Below are 22,894 nucleotides of genomic sequence, written 5' to 3'. Positions count from 1 at the left end.
CCTTATAGGATAAGGTTTCTAGCGGGTTTTAGCCTCCATTTTGTCCTATATGCCTGTAAGCATTAAAGGGGGCAGTTTGCAGACAACATTAAGGCAGCCTGAAAATGGATAACACCGTTTTCAGGCTGCCTTTTGGATTTTGCGCGCAGCAATCACCCCACTCGGTAAAACGCCAAGCTGCCGAGCAAATTGGGCAGGATTTCTACGCGGTGGTCGCCTGTCATCACGGTGCGTTCCAGCACGCGGATTTGGTTTTTGGCGCACAGTTGGTCAAAGTCTTTCAGCGTGCACCAATGGATGTTGGGCGTGTTATACCATTGATACGGCATTCGCTCGGACACGGGCATATGCCCGCCCAGCGCGATTTGCAGGCGGTTGCGCCAGTAGCCAAAGTTGGGAAAGGTTACGATGGCTTGCTTGGCAACGCGGGTTAAGTCGCGCAGGATGGTTTCGGTGTTTTGCATGGCTTGGATGGTTTGGCTGAGCACGATGATGTCAAAACTCTGGTCGGCAAAGGTGGTTAACCCGTGTTCTAGGTCGGCTTGGATAACGTTGATGCCGCGTTCTATGGCGGCTTGCACGCTGTTGGCGTTGATTTCTATGCCGTAGCCTGTGCATTGTTTGCTTTGGGTGAGCGCGGATAGCAGCGCGCCGTCGCCACAGCCTAGGTCTAGCACATGGGATTTTTCGGGAATCCAGTCGTAGATGAGTTGTAGGTCGTTGCGTAGTGTCATGGTGGGGTCTCTTTTGTTTGGTTTCAGGCTGCCTTTTGATAGCAGCAGGGTGCAATAGGCAGCCTGAAAAATGATTTAAGGATAGATGGTTCTCACTCCGCCAATTCCCAAACCTGCTTGTCCGATTGCCAGCGCAGATAGGGGGCAACATAGCCGTCTTGGTAGCGGATTTCGTATTCGCTGGGGCTGTGGCGGATGTAGTTGGGTTGCCAGCCTTGTTTGTTGTGTTTGAAGCCGAGCGGGATAAGTTCGGCTTCGTTGTTTTCAGGCAGCCTTTGGTGGCTGCGCTGGAATTGTTGGATTTGGGCGATGATTTGGTTGCCAAGCTGGATGTCTTTGTGTCGCCGCCATTGGGTAGGCAGGTTGAGATACGCCAAGCCGATGGCGACGAGTATCGCCATGCCCAGCAGGGTTTGGAGCAAGGTTTTCATGGTTTACACGCTGATGTTGTTCATATAGGCGCGCACGGCGTTGTGGTATTGTGGGTCGTCCAGCAGGAAGGCATCGTGCCCGTGTTGGCTGGGCACTTCTACATATTGCACGTTTTTGCAGGCGGCGATTAGGGCGCGCACGAGTTCGCGCGAGCGTTCGGGGGCAAACCGCCAATCGGTGCTGAAACTGGCGATAAAGTAGTGCGCTTGGGTGTGTTGCAGGGCGGCTTGTAGGTTGTCGTTGTATTCGGCGGCGGGGTCAAAATAGTCTAGGGCTTTGGTCATCAGCAGATAGGTGTTGGCATCAAAGGTTTCGGCGAATTTGTCGCCTTGATGGCGCAGGTAGCTTTCTACTTCAAAATCAATATCATAATTGTAGTTGTAGTGTTCGTTGCGCAGTTGTCGCCCGAATTTGTTGCCCAGCCCGTGTTCGGCTAAATAGGTGATGTGCCCCATCATGCGGGCGGTGCGCAGCCCACGGCGGGGCTTGGTGTGGTGTTGGGCGTAGTTGCCGCCGTGGAAATCGGGGTCGGTGATGATGGCTTGGCGGGCAACGTCATTAAAGGCGATGTTTTGGGTGGAGAGTTTGGGCGCGGACGCAATCACTAGGGCGTGGCGCACGCGGCTGGGGTAGTCTATTGTCCATTGCAGGGCTTGCATGCCGCCCAAGCTGCCGCCGACTACGGCTGCCCATTGTTCTATGCCAAAGTGGTCGGCAAGCTGGGCTTGGGTGTTCACCCAATCGCGCACGGTTACCAGCGGGAAGTCTGCGCCGTATGGCTCGCCTGTGGCGGGGTTGATGCTGGTTGCGCCTGTGCTGCCTGCGCAGCCGCCTAGGTTGTTGAGCGCAATCACGAAGAATTTGTTGGTGTCTATCGGCTTGCCTGCACCTATCATGTTGTCCCACCAGCCCGCGTATTTGTCGTTGGGGTGGTGCCGCCCTGCGGCGTGGTGCGTGCCCGATAGGGCGTGGCAGATGAGCACGGCGTTGCTTTTGCTTTCGTTCAGCTCGCCGTAGGTTTCGATGATGAGCTGATAGCCGGGCAGGGTACTGCCGTTTTGCAGGGTGATGGGGTGGGGGAACTGGATGATTTGCGGGGTGATTAGGGTAGTGCTGGTGATGGTCATGGCGGGGTGGGGTTAGGATGAAAATAAGGCGCGATTATAGCGTGATAACGATGGGCAAAGGCAGCCTGAAAACAGGAAACAGGCGCGATTGCTGCCATCTGGTTGCGCAATTTACGCTACAATCTCGCCCTTCAGGCTGCCTTAAAGGAAACATCATGTCGCTTAAATTCAGCAAAATGCACGGCTTGGGCAACGATTTTATGGTGATAGACGGCATCAACCAAGTCTTCACGCCCAACCCTGCGCACATTGCGGCGTGGGCAAACCGCCATTTTGGCATCGGCTTTGACCAACTGCTGCTGGTAGAACGCGCCCAAACGCCCGCTGCCGATTTTCGCTATCGCATTTTCAACGCCGATGGTGGCGAAGTGCAGCAATGCGGCAACGGCGCGCGCTGCTTTGCGAAATTTGTGTACGACAAGGGCTTGACCGACAAAACGCACATCACGGTGGAAACCGCTGCGGGCATCATCAAGCCGCACATCCAGCCCAACGGCTTGGTAACGGTGGACATGGGCGCACCGCGCTTTTTGCCCGACGACATCCCTTTCAGGCTGCCTAACGATGGCTCGGAAACGGCAGGCGCGCTCACGCATCAAATTGTGTGGCAGCCCAACCAGCCCGCCATCGCCGTGAGCCTAGTGAGCATGGGTAACCCGCACGCCGTGCTGCGCGTGGATGACACCGAAACCGCGCCCGTTGCCGAAATCGGCGCGGCGTTGCAGCAGCATCCGCAGTTCCCCGAGCGCGTGAACGTGGGCTTGATGCAGGTAATCAACCCCACCCACATCGCGCTGCGCGTGTTTGAGCGCGGCGTGGGCGAAACGCTGGCGTGCGGCACAGGCGCGTGCGCGGCAGTGGTGGCGGGGATGCGGCAAGGCTGGCTGGCAGCGGGCGAAACGGTGCGCGTGTCGCTGCGCGGCGGCGATTTGTTTATCCAATGGCACAATGGGGGGAATGTGATGATGACGGGCGCGGCAGTGTTGGTGTTTGATGGAGAATTGGCAGAGTGAATGCGGATGAGAGATGCGCCGCTATCGTGTTTGCCTACGATGCAGCCTGAAACCGATTGTTAGCTTTTCAGGCTGCCGATTGCGTTGCCCAGCAGCCGTTTATCTGATTAGCCGTTTATAAATCGGCGCGTAGGGTGTGTGCCGCAGGCACGCACGCGAGGACAAGTTGAGATTTTGCAAACCGCGTGCGTGGCAAAGCCACACACCTACTCGCATTGTTTTATTTTGCCCGACCCTAACCATTCCAAGGCAGCCCCCAGAGTTCCCCATGATAAACGTAAACAAAGTTTGGTTTTACAGCACGGCGATGGCGGTCGTGATTGCAGGCGTGTATTTCAGTCTGCCCAGCGAAGATCAACAAGCCAAGATGCAAGCCGCCGCTGCCAAGAAAAAAGCCCAACGCGCTGCGGCAAAACGAAAAGCCGCCGCCCAAGCGCAGCCCGCTTCCGCCCCCGCCAGCGCAGCGCACGCACGGTAATTTCAGGCTGCCAATGGGTTTAGCCTATAAGGCAGCCTGAAAACCCATTCGCCCAAGCAAAACAAGCCGCCTTACTGTCGCGCTTGATGCGGATGCTTTTCAGGCTGCATCCACGTTAGCGCAACACATCAGCAAACAAGAGAACGCTTGCTAACATCGTGTTGAATAAAAAACACCGCTCTATTGCACGCACCCTTTGGCGACGAGCCGTCGCCGCTCCATTTAGCCGCAAAGGTTTTCAGGCTGCATCCAATGTATGCCGCCAATAACCCGCACCCCAAAGGCAGCCTGAAACCCAATCCACCCATATCTCCCCCACCCCACCACCATGTCCCAAATCAACCTATTCACCGCCAGCCTATTCGTTGCCCTATTCGTATTCCAAACCCTGCGCCATCGCCAGTTTGCATGGCTTGCCATCAGCGTTGCCCTGTTTATCGCCGTGCAATGGTATTTTCTGCGCGGGCTTTCGCTCGCCGCGCTGCGATTTGTGCAGCCATACAGCATCGCCGCCCAGCTTTACATTGCCCCCGCCTATATACTCATCGGCAGCCTTGCCTACCGCCGCCCAAGGCAGCCTGAAACCAAGGCAAACCAACCGCAAACCGCCCCGCTCTATCTCCCCAGCCTTATCCAAGCCAACCTAGCCATGCACCTTGCCTTTGCCCTGCTTGCCGCCTGCGCATGGGCGATTTACCCCTACGGCATCAGCCCTTATTTCATCGCCGACCTATACCAAATCTACGCGCTAGACCCCACCGCATGGCTGGGCTTCACCGCATTGCTGATGCTGCTCACCGCGCTGCACCAAATCCTATTTGGGCAGCCTGAAAACCAACCACGCCCACCCAGCCGCCGCCAACTTTCCCTACTCGTGCTGCTCGCCCTTGCCATGCAAACCCTGTACATCCGCCAAACCTTGATAGACCTATTCGCCCCATTCCAATGACCCTTGCCGCCCTGCACGCCGTCCAAATCGCCCTAGCCCCCATGGCAGGCATCACCGACCTGCCCTTTCGCCAGCTTGCCCGCCAATTTGGCGCACAATGGGCGGCCAGCGAAATGGTAACCGTGAACCCCGATTTGCAACACACGCCCAAAACCCGCCATCGCCAAAACCACGCAGGCGAAAGCGGCATCATCGCCGTGCAAATCGCAGGCAGCGACCCCGCCCAGCTTGCCGCTGCCGCGCAGCACAACGTCGCCCTTGGCGCGCAAGTAATCGACATCAACATGGGCTGCCCCGTCAAAAAAGTCTGCAACGTGCTGGCTGGCAGCGCATTGTTGCAAAACGAAAAACTCGTCGCTCAAATTCTGAACGCCGTTACCCGCGCCGTAAACGTGCCCGTTACCCTAAAAACACGGCTCGGCTGGGACGACGCGCACCAAAACATCCCCACCATCGCCCAAATCGCCGAAGACGCAGGCATCGCCGCCCTAGCCATCCACGGGCGCACCCGCAGCCAAATGTATCGCGGCGCAGCGCAATACGACCTTATCGCCGCCGTCAAACAACGCAGCCGCCTGCCCATCTGGGCAAACGGCGACATCACCAGCCCGCAAAAAGCCGCCGCCGTGCTGGCGCAAACAGGCGCAGATGCCGTGATGATAGGGCGCGGCGCACAAGGGCAGCCGTGGCTGTTTGCCGACATCCAACATTATCTGCAACACGGAGAACTGCCCCCGCCCATGCCGTTTCAGGCTGCCTGCGCCACCATCCTGCGCCACATCGCCGCCATGCACACCTTTTACGGCGACAGCGCAGGCACCTGCATCGCCCGCAAACACATCGGCTGGTATCTCGCCCGCATCCCCCACAGCCAAACCACCCGCCAGCAGCTCAACCAAATCAACCACGCCAGCGAACAATATGATTACTTGGCAAACTACCTTGCCGAGCAAGCAGAGCAATACGAATATTGGCAACGCGATTATTAGGCAGCCTGAAAACAAAAATGGAGCGGCGACGGCTCGTCGCCAAAGGCAGCCTGAAAAACAAAACGATTTAGCGTTCTGCCAAACCGTTTTTACTGAATAGATTGACTTTCAGGCTGCCTAACACTTCACAACTTTCAGCCCACCCCAATCCCCCCATTGCTTCCCCCCCAAACACACCTTTATTTACACAAAATAACGGTTATAATGCGCACGCTTCTGATTTCGTAATAACCATAAAATGACCTTAACGCTTCTATTCCGAGAATATTGCAGTTTATGCCACCAAATGCGCCAAGCCCTGCTGCCCTATCAACAGCAATACGGCTTTGCGCTCAACGTGGTGGATGTGGATGAAGACGAAAATCTAGTCGTCCGCTATAACGAGCTTGTCCCCGTGCTGCTGCATGGCGAGCACGAAATCTGCCATTGGCATTTAGACGAAGCCGCGTTATCGGCGTATCTCAATCAAGTTTTCAGGCAGCCTGAAAACCATCAGGCAGCCTGAAAACCGCTTTTTTTTTGTTTATTAGAAGGAGACTGTCCCATGACAGCACTTGTTGATTATCTAACCGCCAATCCTTTGCTTGCCCTATTTGCAACGATTGCATTGGGCTACGCCGTGGGCATGATTAGCGTGCGCGGCTTATCGCTGGGCGCAGGCGCAGTATTGTTTGTGGGCTTGGCAATGGGCGCATTCGCCCCCCAATCCGCCTTGCCCCCTGTTGTCGGCACATTCGGCTTGCTGCTCTTTTTATACGGCGTGGGCATTTCGTTTGGCGCGCAATTTTTCAAAGGCTTAACCAGCCCGCTGGGCATCAAAGCCAACATCGCATCGGCAATTGGCGTGCTGCTTTCGCTGGGCTTGATGCTGCTGGCGATTAAATTTGTCCCCAGCATCAATTTTGCCGAAGCCATCGGCGCATGGGCAGGCGCAGGCACCAGCACATCCGCCTTGCAAGCGGCGATGGTGGTAACGGGCGACAAAATGCCCGCCACAGGCTATTCGGTTGCCTACCCCTTTGGCGTAGCCATTCCCATTTTGATTATTGGCTTGTACAACAGCTTCTTTAAGCCCAAATACACGCTGGAAGAGCGCACATCCTTGCGCGTGTGCGCCGTGCGCGTGGAAAACCCCGAAATCTTTGGCAAAACCATGTCGGATGTAAACAGCACCCTGCCCGATGGCGTGAGCATCACCACCACCAACCGTGGTGGCAAAGCCGTTGCCTTGGGGCATTTGGGCGAATTGCAACACGGCGATATTGTGCTGATTACCGCCGTGGACAACGCCAAGCTAGACCAAGCCGTGCCCACCATCGGCACGCGCGTGGGCGACAAGCTCAACTTGGTGCAAGGCGAAAAAGAATACCAACGCCTGTTTATTTCCAACCCCAACTTGGAAGGCAAAACCATCCCGCAAATCCGCCAACTGATGACGCTTAACGTCAGCATTTTGCACATTCGCCGTGGCGACACCGATATGCCGCTCACGCAATCGCTGCGCATGGAAATCGGCGACCAAATCGGCGTGTTGGCAGAAGTGGGGCACACCAAAGAATTGCAACGCTTTTTCGGCGACTCGGTAAAAGCGGGCGGCGAAGTGAACTATCTGTCCATGGGCGTGGGCGCGGCGTTGGGCTTGGCGGTGGGTTCTATTGCCTTCCCCGTTCCAGGCTTGGGCAAAGTGAAACTGGGCTTGGCAGGCTTGCTGCTGGTGGCGTTGTATTTGGGCAAAGCGCGCAATACTTGGAAGTTCACTTGGAGTATGCCGATTGCTGCATCGCGCGTGTTCCGCGAATTTGGCTTGGCGTTGTTTCTCGCGCAAGTGGGCATGGCATCAGGCTCAACCTTTGTGGACACCGTTGCCAAAAGCGGCATGACCTATCTGCTGCTGGGCGTGGCATTGGTGGCACTGCTCACCATCAGCGTGTTGCTGATTACCGTGTATGTGTTCCGCATCCCTTACGACATGGCGGCAGGCATTATTTCGGGCGCAACAGGCAACCCCGCCATTTTGGCGTTCAGCAGCAAAACGCTGGCATCCGATAAACCCGACGTGGGCTACGCGATGATTTTCCCATCCATGACGGTGTTTAAAATCTTGCTGGTGCAGATTATCGGCGCGTTTATGTAGCGGCGGCTGTTGATGCAATGTTAGATTGATGCAATAAAACCCTTTGTGCGAATGGCATAAAGGGTTTTTTGTGTGGTGAGGTGGATGGGGTTTCAGGCTGCCTTTTGGGGTTGGATATTGCGCCAAAGGCAGCCTGAAAAACAAAACCGCTTGGGTTAAGCCAAACGATGTTTTACTGGATAGATTGAATTTCAGGCTGCCTAACGCTTCACAAATGTTTGATGCTTACTGCCCATTCCCCTGCGTCCAGCCGAACGAAGCATCCTTTTTTCGGAAAAAAGCGTGCGCTTGTTCGACAACGTGCGTAGCGCGGCTAGTTCGCACGCGCTGAAAAAGGATACGGAGTGAGGGAAGTTTGGCGCAATCAAACCTGCACGTCGAGGTCGCCTTTCTTTTGCTTACTTTTCTTTGGCGAAGCAAAGAAAAGTAAGAACCTGTATTCACTATTTCCATAGGCAGATTTGATGACATAAAAGCGCGGATACAAGGCAAAAAGCACAGCAAGTTTGGACACCTTGTGAGCATTTTTAACGCAGTAGCCGCGTTTTTAGGGCATAAAAGATGCCTATGAGCATAGTGAATACAGATTCTAAGTGCCCCGCTGGCATGAAGCGCATGGTTAAAGTTACACCCAAAGCCAACCACAAAGCCCCAACCTTTTTTCAGGCTGCCTATACGCCATCAATAGGCAGCCTGAAACATCATTCCACAAGACAAAAACAAAAAAGACGGCAATCAAACCGTCTTGCTCAAAATCCATATAACTGCCTATTCCGCTTCCCCCGTTTGAGCTTCGCAACTCCGCTGCGCTACGCAGGCTGCCCAGAGCATCCAAAATACAACACGCCGCCGCATCGTCGCCCGCGCATTGGTCGTGCCACGTTTGCAGCGTGTCGCGCATGGTTTGCAGCACGGCGATTTTTTGGTTTAGCTCGGCGATGTGTTCGCCTGTAAGCTGTTTGATGTCGCGGCTATGCCGTTGCGGGTCGTCTGCCAACGCCAGCAGGCGTTTAATCTGCGCCAGCGAAAAGCCCACTTCCCGCGCGTGGGCGATAAAGCGCAGCCGTTGCAAATCGGTAGGCAAAAAGCGGCGATAACCTGCTTCGCTGCGTAGCGCGGGCGGCAGCAAGCCTTGTTTTTCGTAATCGCGGATTTGTTTGGCGGATAAGCCCGTTTGGGCGGCAGCTTGGCTAATGTTCATGTTTGGCTTTCGTTAAAGCAGCCTGAAACTTGCTTTACTCGTTTTCAGGCTGCCTCTGGCGGGTGGGTTTACGCTTTTCCTGTGCGGGGCGAAATAGTCAAAATCTCGCAGCCCGTTTCGGTAACCAACACTTCGTGTTCCCATTGCGCCGAGAGCTTGCGGTCTTTGGTTACCACCGTCCAGCCGTCGTCCAGAATGCGCAAATGGCGTTTGCCTTGGTTAATCATCGGCTCAATGGTGAAAATCATGCCTGCTTTGAGCACCATGCCTTGCCCTTTGCGCCCGTAGTGCAAAATTTGCGGCTCGCAATGAAACTCGCGCCCGATGCCGTGTCCGCAAAATTCTTGCACCACCGAATAGCCTGCGTTTTCGGCAACGTTTTGGCAGGCGTAGCCAATGTCGCCCAGCGTTGCGCCTGCTTTCACGGCGGCGATGCCGGCCATCATGCTTTCGTGGGTTACATCAATCAAGCGTTGCGCTTGCGGGCTCACCTTGCCCACGGTAAACATTCGGCTGCTGTCGCCGTGAAAGCTATCTTTTTTGATGGTTAAATCAATGTTGATAATATCGCCTTCTTTCAACGGCTTATCATCGGGGATGCCGTGGCAAATCACATGGTTCACCGATGTGCAGCACGATTTGGGATAGGGCGGGTTGCCGTAATGCAGCGGCGCAGGATAGCCGCCTTGCACGTTCACATGATAGTCGTAAACCAGCTTGTCCAGCTCGTTGGTGGTGATACCAGGTTTTACAAAATCGCCAATATAATCCAGCGCATCGGCAACCAATTTGCCCAGCTCGCGCATTTTTTCAATTTCTTCGGGGGTGTGGATGATTACTGCCATGATGGTCTTTCTGCCTACAAGGGTTCACAATTAAAATAGCGTTTTCAGGCTGCCTAATGCGATTAAGGCAGCCTGAAACAAGCGGGGCAAAATATAAAGAAAAACGCCCCCAATAGCAAATATTCTTATTTATGGATGTGATTATGTTTGAAACCATCGTGGGCATTTTTGTTTGCGCGGGCAATTTTCTGATTTTTTTTCATCATCGCCCGCCAAATCCGCCGCGTGCCCAGCGTGCAGCACAACGGCGAAACTTTGCGCCCCATCAGCCGCGCCAAAGTGTGGCGCAACGAGCGGTTTTATGTTGGCGGCAACGCGATTTTTCGCTACAACGGCAACGCGCTGGTGAGCAGCCATCCCATCGCCAGCATCACGCGCGTGGAAAAAAGCAGCCTGAACATCAACCACGCCTATGTGTGGGACATCCACATCCAAGCCAACGGCAAATACCATATTTTCAGCTTTCGCCCTAACAACAAACACTTTGCCGACTGGCTCGCCCAATTTCGCCAAGCGTATCCCGATAGAGTGCATGGCAAATGGTCGCGCTGGGCGTAGAGCGTATAAACCCCGTCGATGATTTTAATTCTCTTAAAGAAATCAGTATAATCCGCGCTTTCCCTTTTCAGGCTGCCTTACGTTTTAGGCAGCCTGAAAATCTTTAACATCAGCCCCGCGATTACGGGCTACCTGAAAGAACCAAACCATGAAAAAAGTCTTTATCCGCACCTTCGGCTGCCAAATGAACGAATACGACAGCGAAAAAATGCTCGCCGTCCTCGCCGAGGAGCACGGCGGCATCGAACAGGTTGCCGAACCCGACAACGCCGACATCATTCTCTTCAACACCTGCTCCGTGCGTGAAAAAGCGCAGGAAAAAGTGTTTTCCGACCTCGGCCGCGTCAAACCGCTGAAACAAAAAAATCCCAATCTTATCATCGGCGTAGCAGGCTGCGTGGCGTCGCAGGAAGGCGAGGCGATTATTGAGCGCGCGCCGTATGTGGACGTGGTGTTCGGCCCGCAAACCCTGCACCGCCTGCCCAAAATGATTGTGGACAAAGAAACCACCGGCCATTCACAGGTGGATATCTCATTCCCCGAAATAGAAAAATTTGACCATCTGCCCCCCGCCCGCGTGGACGGCGGCAGCGCGTTCATCTCCATCATGGAAGGCTGCTCCAAATATTGCAGCTTCTGCGTGGTGCCTTACACGCGCGGCGAAGAATTCTCCCGCCCGCTGAACGACGTGCTGACCGAAATCGCCGGCCTAGCGCAGCAAGGCGTGAAAGAAATCAACCTGTTGGGGCAGAACGTGAACGCCTATCGCGGCGAAATGGACAACGGCGAAATCTGCGATTTTGCCACCTTGCTGCGCATCGTCCACGAAATCCCCGGCATAGAACGCCTGCGTTTCACCACCAGCCACCCGCGCGAGTTTACCGATGCGATTATCGAGTGCTACCGCGACCTGCCCAAGCTGGTGTCGCACCTGCACCTGCCGATTCAAAGCGGTTCCGACCGCGTATTGAGCGCAATGAAACGCGGCTACACCGCCTTGGAATACAAATCCATCATTCGCAAACTGCGCGCCATCCGCCCCAATTTGTGCCTGAGCAGCGACTTCATCGTCGGCTTCCCAGGCGAAACCGAGCGCGAGTTCGAGCAAACCCTGAAGCTGGTGAAAGACATCGCCTTCGATTTGAGCTTCGTGTTTATTTACAGCCCTCGCCCCGGCACACCCGCCGCCAACCTGCCGGACGACACGCCGCACGAAGAAAAAGTGCGCCGCCTCGAAGCGCTGAACGAAGTGATTGAAGCCGAAACCGCCCGCATCAACCAAACTATGCTCGGCACGGTGCAGCGTTGCTTGGTGGAAGGCATCTCCAAAAAAGACCCCGACCAACTCCAAGCCCGCACGGCGAACAACCGTGTGGTGAACTTTTTCGGCACGCCCGATTTGATTAACCAGATGGTGGATTTGGAAATCACCGAAGCCTTCACCTTCAGCCTGCGCGGCGAACTGGTGTGATGTAATCGAAACAGCAAAGGCAGCCTGAAAACCGTTTTCAGGCTGCCTTTCAAACAGCCGCACAGTCAGCCTTAAAATGCCGTTTCAACGGAACCCAAAGCCCGTAGAAATACCCAATAGCGGCAAACGGGTGGAGCGCACCCGATATTCGCTGTCAAAATATCATTTCATAACTTATCATTTTCTTAACATAAAATTACAGACAAGAGGAGTAACTGAAATTACAGAATTTCACACAACCCTCTATTTTTAGGAGACAAATTATGTTAAGAAATTTGAGTCTAACTTTGATTGCGGTAGCCGTATTGTCCGCCTGCGGCAGCAGCGGCGGCGGCAGTGGTGTGGGCGGCGGCGCGGGCACGCCGCTGGCAGGTGGCTTCAACCAGGCCGACAGCGGCGCGGGCAATGCCGACGACGGCGCTTCGGGCAATTCCGGCGCAAGCTTGATTGCCCCGAACAAAAACAACACAAATAATCAGAACCCCAATCCTACTCCGACTCCGGCACCTACTCCTACTCCGACACCCGCCCCCCTACTGATGCCGTTTTCCGAGACGACATGGCTTAACAACAGGAGTAAAAACCTTCAAGAACTGACGATAGACGGTAAAACTTATCGTTACCGAGATAAAAGAACATCGGTTGATAACGACACCATTAATATGGCAGAACTGGGTATGGGTTTCTCTACCCGCCAAGTAGAATATTCGATAACACCGACAGTGGATCTTGATTCGATTAATCTTGACCCTTCTAAAAAGGATACGGCAAAAGGCATTCTAACGGTCTATCAGCGGCCGTATTCGGCTGTTCATTCATTGATGTTGCCGGGGTACGACAGAAAATTCGTGAATCAATTTAACAAAGGTTGCGAGACCGATGCCACTGCGGCGAGCTGTAAACTTGATGATGGTATTATAAACACTTTTGGCCATCTTACCCCAAGTGACGTTATCCAAAACTTTGCTGAAAACAATCAGAAATTCAGCTATTCGGGCGAGGCGTTTACGGTTGCCCCCGTGCCCGAAAGAGGTGTTTTCAAATATCAAGTCAATTTTGGAACAGGTAAATATGCAACAAGTTCGGGAAGCATTACCGGCTTTAATAGCGTGGGCGATATTACGCTGGGAAATAGCGTACCCGTCTATAGCAATGGCATCAGTGGAACTGCAACAGAAAGCAAAAAAGGCAGAATAGGGAGCTACACTCTCGAATTCTTTGGCCCTAATGCCGAAGAAGTAGCGGGTAAAGGAATCATTCCTGACACCGGAAAAGATGCAAACGGCAGAATAACCGACACAATCTTCGGCTTCAGCGGCGTCCGCTAAGTCTTAACCCATCATCCTAATCAGGCAGCCTGAGCACCCCCCGTCTGGGTTTCAGGCTGTTTTTCTTGTTTTGCCTGATTGCCATCTCACATGAAAAAACCGATTCCCCGCACCCACATCCTGCTTGCGCTGTTTTCAGGCAGCCTGAAACCGCTTTGGGCGCAAACACTGTCCGAGCAGGAAAACTATCTCTACCAGCCCCAAGCCAAAACGCCGATCGGCAGCCCTGCTGGTGCGTCCGAGCCCGCACTGCCCGCACCGCAGGGGCAGCCTGAAAACGCCGGTGCCCCGCCCCAAACCGCACAAAACAAAACGCGCCTGAACGAAGACGACTTGCGCGCCGATCCGCAGCTTGCCGAGCGGCTGGTCAACCAGGCCGTTTTGGAGCGGCAGTGGGATTTTCTGGCGGCGCTGCTGCCCGTTTACCAAAGCATTTCCGCGCATAACCCCACGCGCTATACAAATACGCGCACGGCGTCCTGGCGCGGACAAAAGCCAAGCATCGCCAAGCGGTGCGCGATTTTGGCGAAATTTTGCAAAAAGAGCCCGATCTGCATTATGTGCGCCTGGACTACATGAGCATGCTGTTTGAAAACAGGCAATACCGCCAAGCCAAACAGCAGGCAGACATCCTGCTGAACAACAGCAACACCCCCGAGCCAATCCGCCAGCTTGCCGTGCAGGCCAAAACGGCGGCGGACAAACAGCAGAAATGGAAATTCGGCGGCTATCTGCAATACGAGCAAACCAGCAACGTAAACGATGCCTCTTATGTGCGCGAGCTGCGCATCGGCGGGCGCACCTTCACACGCGATCCGGACAGCATGCCCAAGGCGGCGCACGGCATCCGCTACGGCGTTTCCGCCAATAAAAGCCTCAATATCGGCGGCAACCACAATCTGGTATTCGGCAGCACTTTCGGCGGCATCCATTATTGGGACCGGCACGATTACAGCGAAATCAACACCACCGTGCAGGGCGGCTACCAATATCAGGACGTCCGCCGCACATTCAGCGTACAGCCGTTTTTCAGCTACGACTGGCTGGGCGGACACCGCTATGACAACCGCCGCGGCATCCAGCTGGGCTACAGCCAGTGGCTGGGCAGCCGCTGGCAGATCGGTTTGTCTGCCGACCATGCCAAACGCTATTACCGCGACCAGAACATCGCCAAAAATTTCAACAGCATATCAAACAACGGCTCGGCCACGCTAGCGTTTATCCCCAAGCCGAATATCATGCTGTTTACGGGCGTAGATTGGCTGAACGACAAAACCCGTTTAGCCAGCCAATCTTCGCAGCGCAAAGGCATTCGCATTGGCGCGGCGGGCGGCTATAAAGATTGGATTGGCGCACGGGTGGATTACCGCATCGGCACACGCCAGTTTAATGCGCCGCACTATTTCTTTACCCGCACCACACGGCGCGATATTGAACGCCAATGGCAAGGCTCGCTGTGGTCGCCCAAATTAACTTGGCATGGCTTAACACCGAAGCTGAATTATCGTCATGTGGAAATTGACAGCAACATCCCTGCACTCTATTCGCGCAAAAACGGGCAATGGTTTATGACGGTGGATAAGCAGTTTTGATAGATAGGCAGCCTGAAAAACCAATTTTCAGGCTGCCTTTGGTTTGACTTGTTATACCATAACGGCTATAATTGAAAGCGGGTCGCAATAATCGCTCAAAAGAAACAATGGTTTATTTTTTCAACTAAACGCGTAGCCGTTCTCAGGCTGCCGAAAGAGAGGTCTATCATGTCTGATAAAAAAGTCGCTGTCGTAACAGGTTCTGCCGCAGGTTTGGGCAAAGGCATTGCCACGCGCTTGGCGCAAGATGGTTTTGCCGTGGTGTTGCACGACATCAATGCCGATAATCTTGCTCGCGCCAAAGCCGAGTTTGACCAAAATGGCTGGCAAAACATTGCGGTGCAAGGCAATGTTGCCAATCGCGCCGACCAATTTCACCTTGCCGAAGAAGCGGTGAAAGCGTTTGGGCGCTTGGATGTTTGGGTGAACAACGCGGGCGTGGAATCGGTGGGCACGTTTTTGGCGCTGGATGAGCAGGAAATTGACCGTGTGCTGGCGGTGAACGTTAAAGGCGTGATTTTTGGCACGCAGGCGGCTGCCGAGCAGATGAAAAAGCAAAAAACCGTGAGCAAAATCATCAATGCGTGCAGCATTGCGGGGCATGAATCCTATGAAATGCTCAGTCTTTATTGCGCCACCAAACACGCCGTGCGCTCGTTAACTCATTCCACCGCCAAAGAATTAGCGCAATACAACATCCGCGTGAACGCTTATTGCCCTGGTGTTGCCGACACGCCGATGTGGGAGCGCATTGATGCCGCCTTTGTGCAACACAAGGGCTATCAGCCCAAGCAGGCTTGGAACGAATTTACCGCTGGCATTTTGGTGGGCCGTCCGCAGCAGCCTGAAGATGTGGCTTGCTTGGTGTCGTTCCTATCGTCGCCCGATTCGGATTACATCACAGGGCAAACCATTCTGACCGATGGCGGCATGGTGTTCCGCTAATGGCAGGATGATTTTCAGGCTGCCGATGGGGCAATAAACATCATAGGCAGCCTGAAAAAACCAAACCGAATGCAACGCACGCATTCGGTTTTTTGTTGGGATACAAGTGAGCAAGGCGCTACAACTTCATGCTGCGCGGCAGCAGGCTGGCATCGGCGGGATTGTGCAAAAAGCGCTGCAACACGCGTTTGAGCGCGGCATCTTCGCGCCCGTGCTGCATTTTTTGCACGGAAAAATCGGCGATGATTTGCGCTTGCTGCTCCATGTTGAACTGGGCTAAATCTTGCCGACTGGTGAGCAGGTGTTGATAACGATAGGCGCGGTGGGCAATGTAGCCGCCTTGCAGCGCGATGCAAATGCCGCAGCGGCGCACGGGATAGCCGAGACGGTGTTGCCAAATGTGGCTGCATTCGTGAATAAACAGATGGCGCTGTTGCCATGTGCCGTGGGCGAAGTTGGCGCAGCATAGGGCGCGGGGGTAATAGCTGTTGCCGTTTGGCGACATGGCGGTGTGGGCGTTTTGCAGCGGCAGATAGCGGCGCGCGTGGATATGGATGGCGGCGTAGTCCAGCGCGTGTTGGAAGATGGGGCGGATTAGGGCGATTTCGGATGGGGTGAGATAGCGGGGCATGGGCAGCCTGAAAGTTTATAGATTGGGTGGGGGATGGTTTTGATACAAAGGCAGGGGTGTTTAACTGGGTGTGGGTGTTGCGTGGGGGCGCGTGAATGATGGTGGGCAAGATGGGAAAGCGTTTTGTGCCGTGCATTTGGCAGCCTGAAAAGGGGAAACTGTTTTGGCTTTGTTGAAATCCACTTCACTCGTTTTCAGGCTGCCTTTGGCGTTTTATGTTTTGCTTGATTGCGCCGCTTCGTTTATCCACGCATGGACGCTGCGCACAATCCGCAATCCGCAATCTCCGTAATCCCTATTTGCTCACACCAAAGGCAGCCTGAAAACACTCCCCCATCTCGGCTTCGCTCAACGCGTTCTCACGCCGCCATAAACCCTTCCCTGCTCCCCAGCCATCGCACCAAATGCGCTTGCACGATTTCAGGCTGCTGTTCTATCAGCTGCGGGGCGAGTTGGCGCGCGTGTTCCAGCAGCGCTAAATCTTGTTCCAAGTTGGCAAAGCGCAGCATCATTGCGCCGCTTTGGCGCACGCCCAGAAAGTCGCCTGCGCCGCGTATTTCTAGGTCTTGCCGCGCGATTTCAAAGCCGTCGGTGTTTTCGTAAATCACTTTGAGCCGCTGCTTGCTCACTTGCCCCAAAGGCTCGGCAAACAGCAACACGCAGGTGCTGGCTGCTGCGCCGCGCCCCACGCGCCCGCGCAGTTGGTGCAGCTGTGCCAGCCCCATGCGCTCGGCGTGTTCAATCACCATCAGGCTGGCGTTGGGCACGTCTACGCCGACTTCTATCACAGTGGTGGCGACCAACACATTCAGGCTGCCTGCCACAAATTGCGCCATGATGTCGGCTTTTTCGGCGGGCTTCATGCGCCCGTGCACCAAGCCGATTTTGAGCTGGGGCAGCGCGGCTTGCAGCTCGGCTAGCGTTTCGGTGGCGGCTTTCAGTTGCAGGCTGTCGCTTTCTTCAATCAGCGGGCACACCCAATAGGCTTGCTGCCCTTTTTGGCAGGTGTTGAGCACAAAACCTTCCACTTCGGCGCGGCGTAGGTTATTGACTAATTTGGTTTTAATCGGCGTGCGGTTGGGCGGCAATTCGTCGATGGTGGAGACTTCTAAATCGGCGAAAAACGTCATCGCCAGCGTGCGCGGGATGGGCGTGGCGGACATCATCAGCTGATGCACGTCTTGCCCTTTGTTTTTCAACGCCAGCCGTTGCGCCACGCCAAAGCGATGCTGTTCGTCCACAATCACCAGCCCGAGATTGTGAAAGGCGACATCGTCTTGAAACAGCGCGTGCGTGCCGATGGCAAGGCGGATGCGCCCATCGGCAATCGCGGCGCGGGCTTGGTCTTTGTCGCGCTTTTTCAGGCTGCCTGAAAGCCATGCCACGCTGATGCCCAGCGGTTCAAGCCATTGTTTGAATTTAATATAGTGTTGCTCGGCTAGGATTTCGGTGGGTGCCATCACGGCAGCCTGAAAACCGCCTGCGTCTTCCAGCGCAACCAACGCCGCCAGCGCAGCAACAATGGTTTTGCCGCTGCCCACGTCGCCTTGCAGCAGGCGGTGCATGGGGTGCGGCTGGGCTAAATCGGCGCGGATTTCGTTGAACACGCGCTGTTGGGCGCGGGTTAGGCTAAACGGCAGCTGGGCAATCAGCGCATCGGTTAAGCTGCCGTTGCCCATCAGCGGTTTCAGGCTGCCTGAACGGCGTTTTTGCTTGGCTAGGCGCATGGAGAGTTGCTGCGCCAGCAGTTCGTCAAATTTGAGCCGCTGCCATGCGGGCAACGCGCCATTGCTGATTTGCGCCAAGTTGATGCTGGGCGGCGGGTTGTGCAGCAGGCGCAGGCTGTCGGCAAGCGTGGGCAAATGGTATTGGCGCAGCACGCTTTCGGGCAAGATTTCGCGCAGGTCTAAATGTTGCAGCGCGGCGGCGATGGCTTTGCGCAGCGTGGGCTGGGTTAAGCCGCTGGTGGTGGGATAAACGGGGGTAAGCGTTTGGGCTAGCTCGCTTTTTTCGGGCGATTTGATTTTGGGATGTATCATTTCTGCGCCGTAGTAGCCCTGTTTGATTTCGCCCAGCGCGCGCACCCGCTGCCCTTTGGCAAGCTGCTGCTGTTGGCTGGGGTAAAAATGGATGAAGCGCAGGTTGAGCAGCCCGCCTGCGTTGTCTCGAATGCGGGCGATGAGCTGTTTGCGCGGCTTGAACTGGACTTCTTGCAGCACCACTTCGCCTTCCACTTGGCACATCTCGCCAATGGGCGCGGCGGCAATCGGCGTGATTTGGGTTTCGTCTTCGTAGCGCAGCGGCAGGTGTAGGGCTAAATCCCATGCGTTGTGGATGTGTAGCTTTTCAAGCTTTTGCACGGTGCTGTCGGTGAGTTTTAGGGTTTGGCGAAAGTCGGGAAGCATGGTTGTTTGCGCGGAAGGAGTTTTCAGGCTGCCTAATTATAGGGAAATTTGGGCACAATGAATAATGGCGCGGGATTAAGGCAGTCTGAAAAGTAGGTTGAGCATTGATGCCCGACATTTTGAATTTATGGCGGATGCGGATAAATAGGGCGGTGTTGGTTGGCGTTTGTTTGCGTTTGTCGGGCATCAATGCCCGACCTACTCTAATGGTTGGCACTACATGGGGTGCAGGGGCTTGCCCCTGCTCGTGGTAGGCGGCGAAACGCCTGCTCTGGCAAAAAATAAGCCAAAGGCAGCCTGAAAACCCATTTACGCTTTTCAGGCTGCCTTTGGCGCAAAAAAGGGCAGCCATTTCTCTGCCCCTGTTCACATCATCTAATCTTCAACGTGCTCAATCCAATCAACACCAGCACAATGGTGATAATCCAAAAGCGCACCACCACTTGCGTTTCTTTCCAGCCTTTTTGCTCGTAGTGATGATGAATCGGCGCCATCAGGAAAATGCGTTTTTTGGTTTTTTTATACCAGCCCACTTGCAGCATCACGGAAATCGCTTCCATCACAAACAAGCCGCCCATAATCACCAGCACAAATTCTTGGCGCGTAATCACGGCAACCGTGCCCAACGCTGCGCCCAATGCCAACGCGCCCACATCGCCCATAAACACTTGCGCGGGGTAGGCGTTGAACCACAAAAAGCCCAAACACGCGCCGCACATGGCGGTGCAGAAAATGGCGACTTCGTTTGCCCCCGCCACAAACGGCAGTTGCAAGTATTCGGCAAATTTGTAATGCCCGGTTACATAAGCGAACACGCCCAAGCCGCCCGCCACCAGCACCACGGGAAACGCGGCCAGCCCGTCCAAGCCATCGGTTAGGTTGACCGCGTTGGATGTGCCCACAATGGTGAGATAGGTTAAAACGATGAAGCCGGCCACGCCCAAGGGCAGGGCAACTTGTTTGAAAAACGGCACGATGAGAATGTTGTTGGCTTCGCTTTTGGCGAGATAAAACAGCGCGAAGCCTGCGCCCAGCGCAACGGTGGATTGCCATACCATTTTGAAGCGGGCGGATACGCCGTTGGGGTCTTTGTAAACCACTTTGCGCCAGTCGTCATAAAAGCCGAGCGCGCCTGTGGCGAGCAGCACAATCAGCAATATCCAAATATAGGGGTTGGCAAGGTTTGCCCACAGCAGGGTGGACAGGGTGATGGCGGTGAGAATCAGCGAGCCGCCCATGGTGGGCGTGCCGTTTTTGACCAGATGCGTTTGCGGGCCATCGCTGCGCACGGCTTGCCCAACTTTAAGCGCGGTGAGCTTGCGTATTGTCCACGGGCCGAGCAGCAGCGAAAACGCTAGGGCGGTGAGTGCCGCCATCACGGCGCGAAAGGTGGTGTATTGAAAAACGTTTAGGGCGGAAATCCAGTTGCTCAAACGAGCGAGCCATAACAGCATGATGCTTCCTTGTTGCTTGGTGGCAGCTTTCAGGCTGCCGTTGTGAGAGTTTGAAATGGGTGGTTATGAAAACGCGCGGATTATAGTGGGAATGGGGCGCGGGGTGGGGGTTAAGATTTGCTTGGTGTTTTGGGGCTGCGAGATGATTTTCAGGCTGCCTAATGCAGCAGCGATAACAGTAGCCTGAACAGCTCATTTATGGCATCGGTAAACGCGATACTGTTTAAAATCATCAAGATGGCGATGACTGCCAATACCACCAGCGGCACAATCAGCAAGCCAATATAGCCCATGATTAAGCCCGCCAACGCCATGCCTGCGCCGTCTTCGCTGAGGTTTTGGCGGATTTGGCTACGCGCCATGTGCCCCATCACAATGGCAGCAAGGTTAATCACGCCTGCCGATGGAATGCCGCCCACCATGCCCAGCAGCCCGAAAACCAAGCTGAGCACGGCTAGGGTGTTGGTAGTGCGGGGTGCGGGGTGTGGGGTTGGGTGCGTTTGCCATAGGGTATCCTTTGCTTTTTGTTGGGCGAAACGGCGTTTCAGGCTGCCTATTGCGTGTGTCGCTGCCGATAGGTTTCCACATCCAACACGCAGATGGGAAACGATGCGCCCGCATCGGGATGATTTGCGCCGCCTAAATCCATACACTGCTCTTGATACCGCCAAGCCTGCGCCTGCATCCCCAGCCAAAAAGCAGCCAACAGCGCGATAAACCATGCCAGCCATTTAATACTTTTCATCCTTACCCTTTGTGCTGCGAAATGGTTTTCAGGCTGCCTATCGCGCTTCGCCGTCTAGCAAAGCATTGACCACGTCTTCCATCTGCATAAAGCGCGAGCCTTTTACCAACACGCTGGCGCGTTCGGGCAAATTGTGCGCCAACACTTGAATCAGCGGGTCTTTATCGGCAAACCATAGCCCGTTGCCGCCAAATTTTTCGGCAGCCTGAACGCTGTTGTCGCCCACAAAATAGCCGTATTCAATGCCCAAGTCGCGCGCGTAGATGCCGATTTCTTCGTGCATTTTGGGGGCTTCGTCTTCGCCCAGTTCGCCCATGTCGCCCATCACAAACACGCGCGGCGCGGGCAGCTTGGCAAGCACATCCAGCGCGGCTTTCATGCTGTCGGGATTGGCGTTGTAGGTGTCGTCCAAAATCAGGGCTTGGCGGATGCCGTGTTTGCGTTGCAGCCGCCCTTTGATGTTGCTAAACGCCGCCAAGCCGCGTGCGATTTCAGGCTGCCCTATGCCGCCTGCCATCGCCAGCGCGGCGGCGGCGCAAGCGTTGCTGATGTTGTGTTTGCCCGCCACAGGCAGTTGCACGGCTTGGCGTTGCCCATCGCACACCAAATCAAAGCGGCTGCTTAACGCGTCCAGCACGATGTTTTCGGCGTGCACATCGCCTGCCGTCGCGCCAAAGGTGCGCGTGGTAAACGCGCGGGTGGCAGCCTGAAAAATGGCAAGGTGGGCATCATCAAAGGGCAAGATGGCGATGCCGTTGGCAGGCAGCCCTTGGTAAATCTCGGCTTTGGCGCGGGCGATATCGTCCACGCCGTTGAAGCCGCAGCCAATGTGCGCGCGCATGGCGTTGTTTACCAGCGCAACATTGGGCGCGGCGATGCGGGTGAGCGCAGCCAGTTCGCCCGCGTGGTTCATGCCCATTTCAATCACAGCGTGGCGATGCGGCTCGCGCAGATTGAGCAGCGTGAGCGGCAAGCCGATGTGGTTGTTGAAATTGCCCGCCGTTGCCAGCACGGCATCCGTGCCATGTGCCGTGCGCAAAATGCTCGCCAGCATTTCTTTCACCGTGGTTTTGCCCGATGAGCCTGTGATGCCGTACACAAAGGGGTTGAGCTGTTTGCGCCACGCAGCGGCAAGCGTTTGCAGCGCAGCGAGCGTGTCGGGCACTTTCAGGCAGCCTGAAAGCGGAGCGCAGTCATCGCGCGAAACGATGGCAGTTGCGCCTTTGGCTAACACATCGGGGACAAAATCGTGCGCATCGTGGTGTTCGCCCACCAGCGCGATGAATAAGTCGCCTTGCTGGGCGGTGCGGCTGTCGGTGGTGATTTGGTTGATGGGCGCATCGGCAGCGGTTTCAGGCAGCCTGAAAAGGCGGCGGACGAAGTTTTGGGTGAGTGCGGTCATGGTTTTGCTCAATTATTGTTTATGGTTTCCGTATCATCTGTTGGATGGCTTCTGGCGACATAAAAATAGAAACGCGATGGCGCGGCGGGCGGCTGCCCATTGCGCTTGCACCCGAAATAGGCGTGCCGTCTTTCTGCAAAAAAATAACTTGCGGAATGCGATTGGGGGCTTTTTTCGTTTCCAGCCACCGCCATTTTTGCCAACCTTTATCCGTTAATTCCAACATACCTAAGCGATGGTCATGGAGCAGCTCATCATCCATCACAACATGGTCATCCATGATTAAAGATTTCATATCATCCGAAACAAGGCGCGAAGGCTGATGCACCCACGCTGGATAATTTCTCATGCCTTTTTGTTGCTTAATCTGTATTCCACGCACCGTTCGCAGCGACCAGCACGATAACTTTTGGGGCTGTCCTAGATAACTCAGGAAATTCACATTAAGTTAGAATTTCCCC

25 protein-coding genes and 1 pseudogene are annotated in these 22,894 nt (G+C 55.0%); 13 read left to right on the top strand and 13 right to left on the bottom strand.

Features of this window, described 5'->3' with window-relative positions; translation table 11 throughout:
• Nucleotides 1–152 precede the first annotated feature (152 nt).
• From metW to Q4A85_RS10375, 3 genes are all read right to left on the bottom strand, one after another.
• A complete protein-coding gene (metW, locus tag Q4A85_RS10385) occupies nt 153–734 on the bottom strand; it encodes a methionine biosynthesis protein MetW (RefSeq protein ID WP_303110093.1) in 582 nt (193 codons plus the stop codon).
• Between the two features lie 92 nt (nt 735–826).
• Entirely contained in the window at nt 827–1,165 is a 339-nt protein-coding gene (locus Q4A85_RS10380; protein WP_303110091.1) for a hypothetical protein, read from the bottom strand.
• A gap of 3 nt (nt 1,166–1,168) precedes the next feature.
• A complete protein-coding gene (locus tag Q4A85_RS10375) occupies nt 1,169–2,293 on the bottom strand; it encodes a homoserine O-acetyltransferase (protein WP_303110089.1) in 1,125 nt (374 codons plus the stop codon).
• 152 nt (nt 2,294–2,445) lie between these two features.
• On the opposite strand from Q4A85_RS10375, the gene dapF reads away from it, so the two are divergent.
• From dapF to Q4A85_RS10345, 6 genes are all read left to right on the top strand, one after another.
• Nucleotides 2,446–3,306: a diaminopimelate epimerase gene (dapF, locus tag Q4A85_RS10370; RefSeq protein ID WP_303110096.1), complete on the top strand. Its 861-nt coding sequence runs from the start codon at nt 2,446–2,448 to the stop codon at nt 3,304–3,306.
• A 166-nt stretch (nt 3,307–3,472) separates the two neighbouring features.
• Nucleotides 3,473–3,784, top strand: coding sequence for a hypothetical protein (locus tag Q4A85_RS10365; protein WP_303110087.1), 312 nt, complete (start codon nt 3,473–3,475; stop codon nt 3,782–3,784).
• Nucleotides 3,785–4,112: 328 nt separating this feature from the next.
• On the top strand, nt 4,113–4,733 hold the full coding sequence (locus Q4A85_RS10360) for a hypothetical protein (protein WP_303110086.1): 621 nt from the start codon (nt 4,113–4,115) through the stop codon (nt 4,731–4,733).
• The gene (gene dusB, locus Q4A85_RS10355) at nt 4,730–5,722 is read left to right on the top strand and encodes a tRNA dihydrouridine synthase DusB (RefSeq protein ID WP_303110084.1); all 993 of its coding nucleotides are present in this window, start codon (nt 4,730–4,732) and stop codon (nt 5,720–5,722) included. Before Q4A85_RS10360 ends, dusB begins: the two co-directional genes overlap by 4 nt.
• Before the next feature lie 238 nt (nt 5,723–5,960).
• The gene (locus tag Q4A85_RS10350) at nt 5,961–6,227 is read left to right on the top strand and encodes a glutaredoxin family protein (RefSeq protein WP_303110083.1); all 267 of its coding nucleotides are present in this window, start codon (nt 5,961–5,963) and stop codon (nt 6,225–6,227) included.
• Between the two features lie 39 nt (nt 6,228–6,266).
• On the top strand, nt 6,267–7,856 hold the full coding sequence (locus Q4A85_RS10345; RefSeq protein WP_303110081.1) for an aspartate:alanine exchanger family transporter: 1,590 nt from the start codon (nt 6,267–6,269) through the stop codon (nt 7,854–7,856).
• Between the two features lie 832 nt (nt 7,857–8,688).
• On the opposite strand, the pseudogene cueR reads toward Q4A85_RS10345, so the two are convergent.
• Nucleotides 8,689–9,057 (bottom strand): annotated as a pseudogene (cueR, locus tag Q4A85_RS10340) (Cu(I)-responsive transcriptional regulator); the annotation flags it as partial.
• Nucleotides 9,058–9,125: 68 nt separating this feature from the next.
• Nucleotides 9,126–9,905 carry a type I methionyl aminopeptidase gene (gene map, locus Q4A85_RS10335; protein WP_303110095.1) on the bottom strand — a complete coding sequence of 260 codons (780 nt, stop codon included), beginning with the start codon at nt 9,903–9,905 and terminating at the stop codon, nt 9,126–9,128.
• Nucleotides 9,906–10,127: 222 nt separating this feature from the next.
• Here map and Q4A85_RS10330 point away from each other — a divergent pair, with 222 nt between their 5' ends.
• The 6 genes from Q4A85_RS10330 (at nt 10,128) to Q4A85_RS10305 (ending at nt 15,796) form a co-directional block, all read left to right on the top strand.
• On the top strand, nt 10,128–10,460 hold the full coding sequence (locus tag Q4A85_RS10330; RefSeq protein ID WP_303110079.1) for a hypothetical protein: 333 nt from the start codon (nt 10,128–10,130) through the stop codon (nt 10,458–10,460).
• A 148-nt stretch (nt 10,461–10,608) separates the two neighbouring features.
• Nucleotides 10,609–11,931 carry a tRNA (N6-isopentenyl adenosine(37)-C2)-methylthiotransferase MiaB gene (miaB, locus tag Q4A85_RS10325; RefSeq protein ID WP_303110077.1) on the top strand — a complete coding sequence of 441 codons (1,323 nt, stop codon included), beginning with the start codon at nt 10,609–10,611 and terminating at the stop codon, nt 11,929–11,931.
• Nucleotides 11,932–12,194: 263 nt separating this feature from the next.
• Nucleotides 12,195–13,259 (top strand): factor H binding protein domain-containing protein, encoded by a 1,065-nt coding sequence (locus Q4A85_RS10320; protein ID WP_303110075.1) that lies wholly within the window; start codon nt 12,195–12,197, stop codon nt 13,257–13,259.
• Between the two features lie 90 nt (nt 13,260–13,349).
• Nucleotides 13,350–13,838: a hypothetical protein gene (locus tag Q4A85_RS10315; protein ID WP_303110073.1), complete on the top strand. Its 489-nt coding sequence runs from the start codon at nt 13,350–13,352 to the stop codon at nt 13,836–13,838.
• Nucleotides 13,839–13,840: 2 nt separating this feature from the next.
• Entirely contained in the window at nt 13,841–14,851 is a 1,011-nt protein-coding gene (locus Q4A85_RS10310; protein ID WP_303110071.1) for a surface lipoprotein assembly modifier, read from the top strand.
• A gap of 168 nt (nt 14,852–15,019) precedes the next feature.
• The gene (locus Q4A85_RS10305) at nt 15,020–15,796 is read left to right on the top strand and encodes an acetoin reductase (RefSeq protein ID WP_303110069.1); all 777 of its coding nucleotides are present in this window, start codon (nt 15,020–15,022) and stop codon (nt 15,794–15,796) included.
• A 118-nt stretch (nt 15,797–15,914) separates the two neighbouring features.
• On the opposite strand, the gene Q4A85_RS10300 is transcribed toward Q4A85_RS10305, so the two are convergent.
• Nucleotides 15,915–16,427: a type IV secretion protein Rhs gene (locus Q4A85_RS10300; protein ID WP_303110066.1), complete on the bottom strand. Its 513-nt coding sequence runs from the start codon at nt 16,425–16,427 to the stop codon at nt 15,915–15,917.
• A gap of 163 nt (nt 16,428–16,590) precedes the next feature.
• Between Q4A85_RS10300 and Q4A85_RS10295 the strand changes: the two genes are divergently transcribed.
• Nucleotides 16,591–16,719, top strand: a complete 129-nt coding sequence (locus tag Q4A85_RS10295; protein ID WP_303110064.1) for a hypothetical protein — start codon at nt 16,591–16,593, stop codon at nt 16,717–16,719.
• A gap of 67 nt (nt 16,720–16,786) precedes the next feature.
• Here Q4A85_RS10295 and recG read toward each other — a convergent pair whose 3' ends face one another.
• The 7 genes from recG to Q4A85_RS10260 form a co-directional block, all read right to left on the bottom strand.
• Nucleotides 16,787–18,832, bottom strand: a complete 2,046-nt coding sequence (recG, locus tag Q4A85_RS10290; protein WP_303110060.1) for an ATP-dependent DNA helicase RecG — start codon at nt 18,830–18,832, stop codon at nt 16,787–16,789.
• The gene (locus Q4A85_RS10285; RefSeq protein ID WP_303110058.1) at nt 18,774–19,019 is read right to left on the bottom strand and encodes a hypothetical protein; all 246 of its coding nucleotides are present in this window, start codon (nt 19,017–19,019) and stop codon (nt 18,774–18,776) included. The genes recG and Q4A85_RS10285 overlap by 59 nt, the downstream gene beginning before the upstream one ends.
• A 184-nt stretch (nt 19,020–19,203) precedes the next feature.
• The gene (mraY, locus tag Q4A85_RS10280) at nt 19,204–20,286 is read right to left on the bottom strand and encodes a phospho-N-acetylmuramoyl-pentapeptide-transferase (RefSeq protein ID WP_303110056.1); all 1,083 of its coding nucleotides are present in this window, start codon (nt 20,284–20,286) and stop codon (nt 19,204–19,206) included.
• A 158-nt stretch (nt 20,287–20,444) separates the two neighbouring features.
• A complete protein-coding gene (locus Q4A85_RS10275) occupies nt 20,445–20,738 on the bottom strand; it encodes a DUF4190 domain-containing protein (RefSeq protein WP_303110054.1) in 294 nt (97 codons plus the stop codon).
• Between the two features lie 101 nt (nt 20,739–20,839).
• Nucleotides 20,840–21,031 (bottom strand): hypothetical protein, encoded by a 192-nt coding sequence (locus Q4A85_RS10270; RefSeq protein WP_303110052.1) that lies wholly within the window; start codon nt 21,029–21,031, stop codon nt 20,840–20,842.
• A gap of 37 nt (nt 21,032–21,068) precedes the next feature.
• Entirely contained in the window at nt 21,069–22,433 is a 1,365-nt protein-coding gene (murF, locus tag Q4A85_RS10265; RefSeq protein WP_303110051.1) for a UDP-N-acetylmuramoyl-tripeptide--D-alanyl-D-alanine ligase, read from the bottom strand.
• Between the two features lie 19 nt (nt 22,434–22,452).
• A complete protein-coding gene (locus Q4A85_RS10260) occupies nt 22,453–22,713 on the bottom strand; it encodes a hypothetical protein (RefSeq protein WP_303110050.1) in 261 nt (86 codons plus the stop codon).
• Between the last annotated feature and the right edge of the window lie 181 nt (nt 22,714–22,894).

This window comes from Kingella sp. (in: b-proteobacteria) (assembly GCF_030527935.1).
Taxonomy (GTDB): domain Bacteria; phylum Pseudomonadota; class Gammaproteobacteria; order Burkholderiales; family Neisseriaceae; genus Kingella_B.
This window is presented reverse-complemented; position numbering and strand designations above follow the sequence as displayed.